The 9,214-nt window shown below is 65.8% G+C and carries 12 protein-coding genes; 5 read left to right on the top strand and 7 right to left on the bottom strand.

All coding sequences use genetic code 11. From position 1 onward, the window contains the following. Positions 1-176 precede the first annotated feature (176 nt). Genes dacB through AC1DJT_RS30255 form a run of 3 tightly spaced genes read left to right on the top strand, consistent with a single transcriptional unit; the run spans position 177 to position 2,730 of the window. Positions 177-1,754, top strand: coding sequence for a D-alanyl-D-alanine carboxypeptidase/D-alanyl-D-alanine endopeptidase (gene dacB, locus AC1DJT_RS30265; protein ID WP_441506789.1), 1,578 nt, complete (start codon positions 177-179; stop codon positions 1,752-1,754). Between the two features lie 17 nt (positions 1,755-1,771). Further along, entirely contained in the window at positions 1,772-2,338 is a 567-nt protein-coding gene (locus AC1DJT_RS30260; RefSeq protein ID WP_476770445.1) for an alpha/beta fold hydrolase, read from the top strand. Next, positions 2,338-2,730 carry a hypothetical protein gene (locus tag AC1DJT_RS30255; protein WP_476835493.1) on the top strand — a complete coding sequence of 131 codons (393 nt, stop codon included), beginning with the start codon at positions 2,338-2,340 and terminating at the stop codon, positions 2,728-2,730. The genes AC1DJT_RS30260 and AC1DJT_RS30255 overlap by 1 nt, the downstream gene beginning before the upstream one ends. Positions 2,731-2,958: 228 nt before the next feature. Here the strand turns inward: AC1DJT_RS30255 and AC1DJT_RS30250 are convergent, their stop codons facing one another. The 3 genes from AC1DJT_RS30250 to AC1DJT_RS30240 all read right to left on the bottom strand — a co-directional run bounded on the left by AC1DJT_RS30250 (position 2,959) and on the right by AC1DJT_RS30240 (position 5,315). Further along, a complete protein-coding gene (locus tag AC1DJT_RS30250; protein ID WP_441506791.1) occupies positions 2,959-3,243 on the bottom strand; it encodes an acyl carrier protein in 285 nt (94 codons plus the stop codon). A 145-nt stretch (positions 3,244-3,388) separates the two neighbouring features. Then, positions 3,389-4,399, bottom strand: coding sequence for a thioesterase domain-containing protein (locus AC1DJT_RS30245; protein WP_476835492.1), 1,011 nt, complete (start codon positions 4,397-4,399; stop codon positions 3,389-3,391). Between the two features lie 391 nt (positions 4,400-4,790). Beyond that, complete coding sequence (locus AC1DJT_RS30240) at positions 4,791-5,315, bottom strand: dihydrofolate reductase family protein (protein ID WP_441506793.1); 525 nt, start codon at positions 5,313-5,315, stop codon at positions 4,791-4,793. A 48-nt stretch (positions 5,316-5,363) separates the two neighbouring features. On the opposite strand from AC1DJT_RS30240, the gene AC1DJT_RS30235 reads away from it, so the two are divergent. Then, positions 5,364-5,921, top strand: a complete 558-nt coding sequence (locus AC1DJT_RS30235) for a TetR/AcrR family transcriptional regulator (RefSeq protein WP_476835491.1) — start codon at positions 5,364-5,366, stop codon at positions 5,919-5,921. 85 nt (positions 5,922-6,006) lie between these two features. On the opposite strand, the gene AC1DJT_RS30230 is transcribed toward AC1DJT_RS30235, so the two are convergent. Further along, on the bottom strand, positions 6,007-6,453 hold the full coding sequence (locus tag AC1DJT_RS30230) for a VOC family protein (protein ID WP_441506794.1): 447 nt from the start codon (positions 6,451-6,453) through the stop codon (positions 6,007-6,009). Between the two features lie 196 nt (positions 6,454-6,649). Next, positions 6,650-7,303 (bottom strand): glutathione S-transferase family protein, encoded by a 654-nt coding sequence (locus AC1DJT_RS30225; protein ID WP_441506795.1) that lies wholly within the window; start codon positions 7,301-7,303, stop codon positions 6,650-6,652. 276 nt (positions 7,304-7,579) lie between these two features. Between AC1DJT_RS30225 and AC1DJT_RS30220 the strand changes: the two genes are divergently transcribed. Next, on the top strand, positions 7,580-7,867 hold the full coding sequence (locus AC1DJT_RS30220) for a hypothetical protein (protein ID WP_441506796.1): 288 nt from the start codon (positions 7,580-7,582) through the stop codon (positions 7,865-7,867). A 152-nt stretch (positions 7,868-8,019) separates the two neighbouring features. Here AC1DJT_RS30220 and AC1DJT_RS30215 read toward each other — a convergent pair whose 3' ends face one another. Together AC1DJT_RS30215 and AC1DJT_RS30210 are read right to left on the bottom strand one after the other, a co-directional pair. Then, on the bottom strand, positions 8,020-8,241 hold the full coding sequence (locus tag AC1DJT_RS30215; protein WP_074471640.1) for a hypothetical protein: 222 nt from the start codon (positions 8,239-8,241) through the stop codon (positions 8,020-8,022). A gap of 85 nt (positions 8,242-8,326) precedes the next feature. Continuing rightward, positions 8,327-9,052 (bottom strand): outer membrane protein, encoded by a 726-nt coding sequence (locus AC1DJT_RS30210; protein WP_441506798.1) that lies wholly within the window; start codon positions 9,050-9,052, stop codon positions 8,327-8,329. Positions 9,053-9,214: the final 162 nt, after the last annotated feature.

The following is a 9,214-nucleotide window of genomic DNA, read 5'->3' as shown; positions in this document are numbered from 1 at the left end:
GAGCTAGATCGCCGCTCCTGCGTCCGAACGGACGCACGGCGATCTAGGATTGCAGTCGTTCCGGTGCATGTCGATCGGATGCGGCGGGACGGCGGGATGGACGACTGGCGCCGCCAGAAAGTGGTGCCGAAGCGGATGATGAAGCAACAGCGCGGCTGGCGAGGCAGGGACAGGCAATGACCGTGATCAGACATGTCGCGATCGCGCTCCTGGCGGTGCTGTCGGCGGGGGGCGGAGCGACCGCTGATCCCGCCGCGGGGGTGTCCGGAGAGGTTCCTGCCTCTGTTGCCCAGGCCATAGAGCGCCTCCGAGCCAAGCCGATCTTTGCCCATATGAGCTGGGGCATCCACCTCGCCGATCTCGCTACCGGCAAGACGTTGATCGATCAGGCTGGGAATAAGTCGCTGCTGCCAGCCTCGGTCATGAAGACCTACAGCGTTGCGACCGCCCTTGACCGCTATGGCGCCGACTACCGTTTCCGGACACCGGTCTACAGGCTCGGCAACCTCAAGGGCGACGTGCTCGACGGAGATCTCGTCCTCGTCGCGTCCGGTGATTTCAGTTTCGGGCTCCGCGAGCAGCCCAACGACAAGCTTGGCTTCAACAGCCTGCCGGAGGTCGACCACAACACCACCTCTACCGGCTTCCCGGGCGGCGCCTATGTCGGGAACAGCGATCCGCTCGCGGCGCTCGATGCCCTGGCCGCGCAGGTCAAGGCTGCGGGTATCCGCGAAATCACCGGCGATGTGATGATCGACGATCGTCTCTTCGAGACCTATCGGGGGTTCTCGTCCGGGCCGATCGCTCCGATCTGGGTCAACGAGAACGTCATCGACATCATGGTGACGCCGACGAAGCCCGGCGAGAAACCTAAGCTCGACTGGCGTCCCAAGAGCGCTGCCATCACCGTCGAGAACGACGTCACCACGGTTGCCGGCACGGCCGGGCCGCTTGAGGTGACGACACGGGGCGCCGGGGTGGTTCGGGTCAGCGGAAAGATCGCTTCGGACGGACCACCGATCCTGACGGTGTCCCAGATCGCCGATCCTGCCGCTTTCGCGCGCACGGTCTTCATCGAGGCGCTCATGCGGGCGGGGGTCAAGGTCGCCGCGCCTGCGCTCGGCCCCGCCAGGCCGCTGCCCGACGCGGGCGGCTATCGCGAAGCCAACCGGGTGGCGGAATATGTCTCGCCGCCGCTGTCCGAGTTCGTCAAGGTGATCCTGAAGGTGAGCTACAACCGCGGCGCCGACCTCATGGTCTGTCTTGCCGCGGTGAAGGCCGGAAGTCCCGATTGCGGCGATGGGCTGGCCGAGGTGCTGAAGCTGCTCGCCCGGCATGGCGTGTCGTCAACCGGAACCTATGTCTTCGACGGTGCCGGAAGCAGCCATAACAGCCGGACGACGCCGTCGGATCTCGCGACCTTCCTCAGGGACATCACGACCACGCCCTGGGGCAGCGCTTTTCATGATGGCATGGCCGTGCTCGGGGTCGACGGCTCGCAGGCACTGAACGGCGCGGGGTCGCCGGCGGCCGCGCATGTCCGGATCAAGGATGGCGACATGGTCGCCGGAAGTGCTGCCGGGCAACTTGTCGCGCTTGCCACCACCCAGACCGGATATATCGACGCCAGGAGCGGGCGCCGGCTTGTCTATAGCCTGATGGTCAACAACATCCCCTTCCCATCGCTGCAGGACTATTCCGCCGCCCGGGCCGATGTGGCGGCCGTCGTCGTCGCGATCCAGCAGGGCTATTGAAGTGACCGGAGATCGTCATGCCCACTGCAGCACGATCCCGCTCGTGCCTTTCTCTGGCCGCGGCGCTCATCCTCATCGCGGCCGACGCGTCGGTTGCCGAAGATTTCTCCGGCTCGGTTGCGATCGGCGCTGGCCGCAAGATCTATCTCGAATGCACTGGCGCCGGATCGCCGACGGTCGTGCTGATCTCGGGCAGGGGGAATGGCGCTGCCGACTGGAGCGAGACACTCGATCCCGCCGACCCGGCCCACCAGGCCGATTATGACGCCGTGGCCTGGGGGAAGGGCAATCTTCGCAGGGGCGGGTCGGCGGTCTTTCCGATGGTGTCCCGCTTCACCCGCGTCTGCGCCTATGACCGGCCAGGGGTGAGGCTCGACGGACCGGATCAGTCCACGCCAGTCGCCCAGCCGCATCCGGCCGACCAGGCGGCTGACGATCTCCATCGGCTGCTGACGGCAGCGGGCGAACCGCGCCCTTACGTGCTCGTGCCCCATTCCTACGGAGGTCTGATCGCCACGCTTTTTGCACGGACTTGGCCCGATGAGGTGAGCGGGCTCGTCATGGTCGACGCTGCGACACCCTGATGCGCGAGGTGGCAAGCCCGAAGCATGTGGCGAAATGGGACGCGCTCAACAGGCAGTCCGCGCCGGCGGCTCCCGAAGCGATCATGCTCCTCGATGCCTTCGCCAAGATCGAGGCTGCCCCTCGACTGCGGGAACTGACGGCCGTCGTGCTTGCCGGCGACAAGCCATGGCAACCGCCATCCTCCCCACCGGAGCGCGACCCGGTCGGCGGCGTCTCCTTCGCGGACTGGAGGGCATCGCAGACCTTGCTCGCAACGTCACTCAACGCCAGGCTCGTCGCGAACACGAATAGCGGCCACAACATCTATGCCTATTCTCCGCAACTCGTGATCGATGCGATCCGCGAGGTCGTGGAGGCCGCGCGGGCGGGCAATGCACGGATCGGGCCCTGAAGAGCCCGATCCGTGCATTGCCCGCCCGGCCTCATCGGCTCCGCCCGACATTGCGCGGGACCTGCAAGATCGCTTTGAATGCTGGCGCGCCTCGCAGGGGGGCTGGCGATCGCCCCCAGCATCTTGCTCGGCTTCGCATGGATGGGCCAGTTCGCCGGGGGGAGCATGCCGACTGGCCGCACGAGGTCGCTCGCTCTGGCCCTGCCGTGCGGCGGCCCGAGCTCCGGCTCAAAGCTCCAGTGCCGACTGCCCGTTCTTCTTGCGGGTGACGAAATGTGCGATCGCCTGGATGGAATCGAGGTTCCTGGGCAGGATTTCGCTATCCTCGACGGTAATCCCGAATGTGTGCTCGATGAAGCCGACAACCTCGAGCACCCCGGTCGAATCCATGATGCCATGCTCGAGGAGCGAGGCGCTGGCCTCCAGATCATCTGCATCGTCCAGGAAGAAATTTGCCGCCAGGAATGCGCGAATGGCCCCCGTGTAAATATCGCTTGTCTTCTCGATGATCATCATTGGCCTCGTGCTCAATTCAGAACCTGCTGTTTGGGCGGATGCGCCGCGATCGGACGGCGTGATCCAAAGCGCTGGGGAAGGAGTTGCGACCCCGCCCGAGACGGTCGGCCTTCGGCGGCGGCCAGAGGTCGTGCTGGCGCGGTCACGTCGGCAATCTCCGCTCGTGCAGGTGGGACGCGGCTGGCGAATAGCTCAGCGCCACGGCCTGCTCGATCAGGGGGCGGTTCGCCGAGAGATGGGGCTCCATGACGAGGTCGAGATGGCCGCCTGCGATCGGGATGACCTCCACGCCCGCCAGGGCGCTGTCCCAGCCGAGCTCCCTCGTCATTCCCTCCCGCTTGCAGCGGAACAGCGTGCCTGCCAGGGGCAGCTGCTGCTTCGGCTCGGCCAGCCACGCGAAGAAGGCGCGGGCCCGCAAGACCTCCTGCAGCTCCAGCTGGATTCTGAAGCAGGTCGCATTGAACTGCTCCTTGGTATAGCGGTCGAGCATCCCCGCCAGGCGCGCTTCGTGGCCCATCGCGGCCGTCCCCTTCGCAAGGGCGCGGCAGGCCATCCGGGAGGCCGCCACGCGATTGGTCCGTATTCGATGGAACGTGCGGGTGATGATCTCCCGATACTTGCTTCGTTCGCCCTCGAGGCTCGTGTCCAGCAATCCCAGGAACCTGACCGACCGTCCGGCGCTGAGCAGCCGCTGCGCGACCTCGTAAGCAACGGCGCCACCAAGCGAATGGCCGAGAAGGCGAACATCGCCCGAGGGCTGGGCCCGGCCGATCTGCTGGATCGCGTCGGCCGCCATGGCGGCGAGCGTGTTCTGTCCGCTCAATATCATCCGCAGACCGGGGTATTTGATCGGGACCACCCGGGTGACCTTGCCCATGGCCGCGGCGAAGGCCGCCAGGCCCGGGCCGTAACCGACCGACCCCGGGRGCAGGAACAGGATGGGAGGGTTATCCGTCCCGGTGACGCTGCCCAGGGGGGCGACCGCGGGTGCGCCGGCAGGGTTCTTCCCCATGCGTTCGTCTTGACGAAGAGGAAGAAAATCGCGATTCGAAGTGTAGTCAGAGACGTTTTGCCCGATGGAAACACCGGCGCGCTTTGCATCACTCCGGCTTTCTCGACCTGACGCCGGTGCTTGAAATGACTCCGAAACCATGGCCAGCCCCGCCTAAGGTTAGGGGCATTTATCGGATGCCACTAGAACCGCTTCATCATGCGTTTGAATGATAGCGGGTCTCGATCGAGGCTGCGGCCTGTGTCGGCGCACTTCGCGAGCCCGCGCAGAACGCGGTTAGACAGGTCTCTCCGACTTCTGTCCGGGGCCTATTCTGTAGAGCGCGATCAGATGGCCATCGAGGATTCCATCACTATTTGCATCGTGTTGGACGATCGCGCTCATGCCAATTCAGCGCAAAACGCCTTTGCGGAAAGGCGATGTAGAAGGAGCGGTGTCAGCTGTGACTGCCGTCGGACTCCCTTGCCAGAGCGTCTGGTTCCCGGCCGACCGCAGGGGCATCGGAACTTGCGATCTGGCCTCGGCGATGCGTCTAGAACCGGTAGTGCAGCCGCACGCATCCCTTGTCGACCGCCTGCGCGCTGATGAGCGTCGGGCTCGCCCGAAAGCCGGTGAGTGGAAAGAGCGGCCGGCCGCCACCGAGCATTTCCGGGATGACATAGATCTCGATCTCGTCGAGTGCGCCGCGCTCGAGGAAGGCCATCTGCAGCTGCCCGCCGCCCAGCATCCAGACGTCGCCGTCGTCCAGCCCGCGAAGTTCGTGGATCAGCGCATCGACGTCGCTGCGGACCTCCAGCGGACCCTTCGGATCGTCGATCGTCCGCGATGTGACGACGATGACGCGCTTGTCCCCATAGGCCCAGGCGGAAGCGTCTCCCGCTACGAAATCATAGGTGCTCCGCCCCATCACCACGGTGCGCATGCGCTTGAGGAAGCTGCGGTAGTCGTGCTCGCCGAGGTTCATGTCGTCGTATTTGAACAGCCAGTCGAGATTGTCGTCCTCGGTGGCGATCCGCCCATCGAGGCTGGCGGCGATATATCCCAGAATCCTGGCCATGGCGGCTTCTCCGTTGAATAATAAACGAACGTACGTTTATATATTACCATGGCAAGACGCAAAACGATCCCTGACGAGCAGGTTCTCGAGACACTTCTCGGGACGATGCTGGAGACGGGCCCCGACGGTCTCACCTTCGCCCGCGCCGCGAAGACCTGCGGCCTCTCCCCGGCGACGCTGGTGCAGCGCTACGGCAATCGCGAGGCCCTGGTTCAGGCTATTCTCCTGCACGCCTGGGACCGGCTCGACGCGGAGACCGAGGCGGCGGACGCTGAGGCACCGCCGACGCCTGAGGGCGCGATCGACCTTCTGATCCGGCTGATGCCGTCCGAAACCGCGGAACGCGACGCCACCAACGGCCTGCTGCTGCTGAGGGAAGACATCCGCAATCCCGCGCTGCGCAGCCGCGGCGCGGCCTGGGGCCGTCGCCTCGCCGAAATCCTCGGCCGCCGCCTCTCGAGCGACCGGACGCGGGGCGAACGCCTCGGGTGGCAGATGGCGAGCCTCTGGCAAGGCGCGCATACATGGTGGGCCTTCACGCGYGACGYGCCGGCGGAACAGGCGATCAGACGCGTGTTGGAGGAGTGGGTCAGAGGGGTGAGATGACCACCGGCCGCACCAGGGGAGGTCCCCGGACGCGGGCCGGCACCAAGTCTCCGCTCATGTCCTGGCTGTCGCCTCGTCCGAAGGATCAGCCCTGCGGCGGCTTCCAGCCGGCCGATGGGATGGTGTTGATCATCCAGGGCACGCCGAACTTGTCGACGAGCGAGCCGAAGCCGGGCGACCAGAAGGTCTCGCTGAACGGCATGACGGCCTTGCCGCCTTCCGACAATTGCTCGAACCAGCCCTTTGCCTTGGCATTGTCGTCGCTGTGCAGGGTGACGTCGAAGCCGTTCTTCGGCTTGTCGATATTGGGAGCCCATTTGACGTCCATGTCGGCGCCCATCAAGGCCTGGTCGCCGACCTCGAGCCAGCAATGCATCAGCCAGGTCTTGAACTTCTCGTCCGCGATCGGCATGCCCGGAGGCGCGTCGCCATAGGATATGGCGGCGGTGATCTTTCCGCCCAGGACCTTGGCGTAGAACTCGAACGCCTCGCGGCACTGGCCCTGGAAGCTCAGGCTGGTCACGATCTTCATGGTCGTCTCCTGTCTGATTGCAGCATTGACGCGCGCCCAGCTGTAATCCCGAGGAACGCGTCATGGCGGATGATGCGCAGCATCTGCGTCATCCCCATGGCGTCGCAGCGCAACATCTTCGGCGGGGCCGAGGCCGGCCCACCAATGTCCCGGCCGGAGCGGCCAATGTGGGAACCGACCGGCCGCGGGGTCTTCATCAGCCGGGCGGCTGGATGGCGGTGAAGACCGCCAGCTGATCCGCGAAGGCGCGCTGATAGGCGGGCCGGGCTTCGCCGCGGGCGACATAGGCTGAGAGGTTTGGACATTCCTCGAGGAGGCCCGAGCCGTGCAACCGGCGCAGCACCGTCACCATCATCAGGTCGCCGGCGCTGAACCCATCATCGAGCCAATCGGCCTCGCCAAGCCGCTGCGAAAGCTCGCCGAGCCGGACACGGACCCGATCCTCGAGGCCAGGCAGGCGCGCCTCGTACCAGGGCTTGTCGCGTTCCAGGAGCACCGCCATGCTGCGCTCGACGATCGGTGGCTCGACCGTGGCGAGCGCGGCGAACATCCATGCGATCGCGCCCGCACGGGCGTTCGCATCGGCGGGCAGCAGGCCCGGGTGACTCTCCGCGATATGGAGAACGATCGCTCCCGACTCGAACAGGACGAGATCGCCGTCTTGATAGGTCGGGATCTGCCCGAAGGGATGAAGCGCACGATGCGCGGGCTCCTTCATCGCGGGCAAGGAAAGCAGGCGAACGTCGTAGCGCTGCTCCACTTCTTCGAGCGCCCAGCGAACGCGCATGTCACGCGCCAGCCCTCTGCCGCGATCGGGGGAGCGTTCAAAGGCGGTGATGGTGATGGTCATTGCAAGGCTCCGGCTTGTTGGACGGTGCACCCCGCCCCACACTAAGTGTCGAGGGGCCGTTCGCTACCCCCGAATGGCGTCACCGCGCCGTATTTTCCGGCGGAATACTCCCGCCTAGGTTGCGGCGAGGGCGGTCGGCGGCTTCGTTGGCCACGATGCCCGAGCACCGACTCCGGCGGCTCCGCGATCGGCAATTGCGATGCTTGCGCTCCACGCGCCGAGCCCATTCCGGAACAAATCCCGCCCCGGCGGCTTCCTCCCCGACAGGAGGAAACCATGCAAAAGCCCCGCGAAAACCCTGCGCTGCTCGAGGACGAGCGCGCAACGCTCGCTCCGACCGAAAGTCCGATCGAGGCGGACCCGGCTACCACGGGCCGTCGCGTCAGCGACCGCACCAATATCCATGACGAAGGCAGCGATGCCAACGACACGCCGGACGGCTTGACGGAATCCGAAGAGGCCGTCCGGCAAGCAGCCGAAGATGTGCCGACGGGGGGCTCGCTGGCCGGCAGGACGGAGTCGGTGCCGGTCTTCGAACGTGCTGGGCTTCCCCCGAAACTGTGATGGCACCCACGATCTGATCGTCGGACGACCGGAGGCTCACCGTGGTCCTTCAGGCTCCAGGCTTGGCATGGCCTGGCGCCGTGAGGCAGGGCGCGGTMGAAGCCGGATCGCCCGCTAGCGCGAGCGCCGTTCGCCCATGCAGCAGCGCGCTATCAGCGACACACGCGCCGGCCGTTGATGATCGTACAGCCGCGGCGCGCCGGCGTGACGACCACGGCGCGCGGGGCAACCGGGCGTCGCACCGCKACCGCACCATTGGGCCCGGCACAACCAGCCCGGACGACCCCGCGTGCGCAAACCACGGCGCTGGCCTCTGTCGGGGCGAGGGCGGCGGCCAGAGCCAGGGCGCCCAAGCCGAAAATGGCATATTTCATGTCGTAGCCCCGTTTCGGAACTGGAGGGAGGACGGATCTCCGACGGCCGGCACGCAGCCTGCCCCGGAGGAAGTCGTCGAGAGAGTCAGAACTTGTAGAGCAGCCGCCCGACAACCTGGTTGGTGCTCAATTGCTGCTTGAAACCGACGATCCCGAGCCCGCCGACGCTAACCGGATAGGTGTAGGTATCCTCCTGGAATTGTGAGTACCGATACTCCAGGCCAGCGATCCAGTTGTTCGTGATGGCGTATTCGGCGCCGGCGCCGAGCGTCCAGCCAAGACGGGTGCTGTCGCCTGCGCCATAGGAGTAACCCGTGCCCGTCACCGTCGACTGGGCGTCGGCCAAGGCGAGGCCGCCGGTTGCGTAGATCATGAACCGGTCGAAGGCATAACCGACGCGTAGCCTGGCCGAGCCGGCCCAGTTGGTATGGGCGGTGATGAAATCGCCGGTCAGCGCGGTGAAGCGCTGCTTGCCGGTGATGAGGGCTGCGCCGTCGATCTCGCCACCGAGGACAAGTTGGCCGATCTGGTAGTTGTAGCCCGCCAGCAGACCGACCGTAGCGCCGTCCCTGTTCAGGCTCGGCAATGAAGCAACGGCGGCCCGACCGGCGATCACGGCGCCCGGCGTCAGTTCGGTTCTGGTCTGCGCCCAGCCGGCCTGGGCACCGACATAGAAACCGGTCCATGTGAAGGCAGGCGGCATGGGAATGGCAGGCTCGATCCGCCGCGACGGCAGGTCGGCAGCCTGCGCGGCGAACGAGAACAGTGCGAAAGCAAGTCCGGCACCGAATACTGTAGATGAGGTAGACATCGTCAACGCGCCCTTCGTGAATATCGGATCGATTGCATGCACCGGCCCGCAAATGGGTGCGGGCGATCAGCTTTCGTGGAGTTCGGGTCTATTCAGTTCAGATTCGACAGCGCTTTCAGTACATGAATGGTCCTGGCCCACCCCAGGGCCCGAAATCGAAGG

Source organism: Allobosea sp. 05T422_2, from assembly GCF_056396265.1.
This window is presented reverse-complemented; position numbering and strand designations above follow the sequence as displayed.

Excerpts from the sequence above, each read along its gene's own strand:
- dacB (WP_441506789.1), top strand. The coding sequence starts at position 177 with ATGACCGTGATCAGACATGTCGCGATCGCGCTCCTGGCGGTGCTGTCG.
- AC1DJT_RS30260 (WP_476770445.1), top strand. The coding sequence starts at position 1,772 with ATGCCCACTGCAGCACGATCCCGCTCGTGCCTTTCTCTGGCCGCGGCG.
- AC1DJT_RS30255 (WP_476835493.1), top strand. The coding sequence starts at position 2,338 with ATGCGCGAGGTGGCAAGCCCGAAGCATGTGGCGAAATGGGACGCGCTC.
- AC1DJT_RS30250 (WP_441506791.1), bottom strand. The coding sequence starts at position 3,243 with ATGATCATCGAGAAGACAAGCGATATTTACACGGGGGCCATTCGCGCA.
- AC1DJT_RS30240 (WP_441506793.1), bottom strand. The coding sequence starts at position 5,315 with ATGGCCAGGATTCTGGGATATATCGCCGCCAGCCTCGATGGGCGGATC.
- AC1DJT_RS30230 (WP_441506794.1), bottom strand. The coding sequence starts at position 6,453 with ATGAAGATCGTGACCAGCCTGAGCTTCCAGGGCCAGTGCCGCGAGGCG.
- AC1DJT_RS30225 (WP_441506795.1), bottom strand. The coding sequence starts at position 7,303 with ATGACCATCACCATCACCGCCTTTGAACGCTCCCCCGATCGCGGCAGA.
- AC1DJT_RS30220 (WP_441506796.1), top strand. The coding sequence starts at position 7,580 with ATGCAAAAGCCCCGCGAAAACCCTGCGCTGCTCGAGGACGAGCGCGCA.
- AC1DJT_RS30210 (WP_441506798.1), bottom strand. The coding sequence starts at position 9,052 with ATGTCTACCTCATCTACAGTATTCGGTGCCGGACTTGCTTTCGCACTG.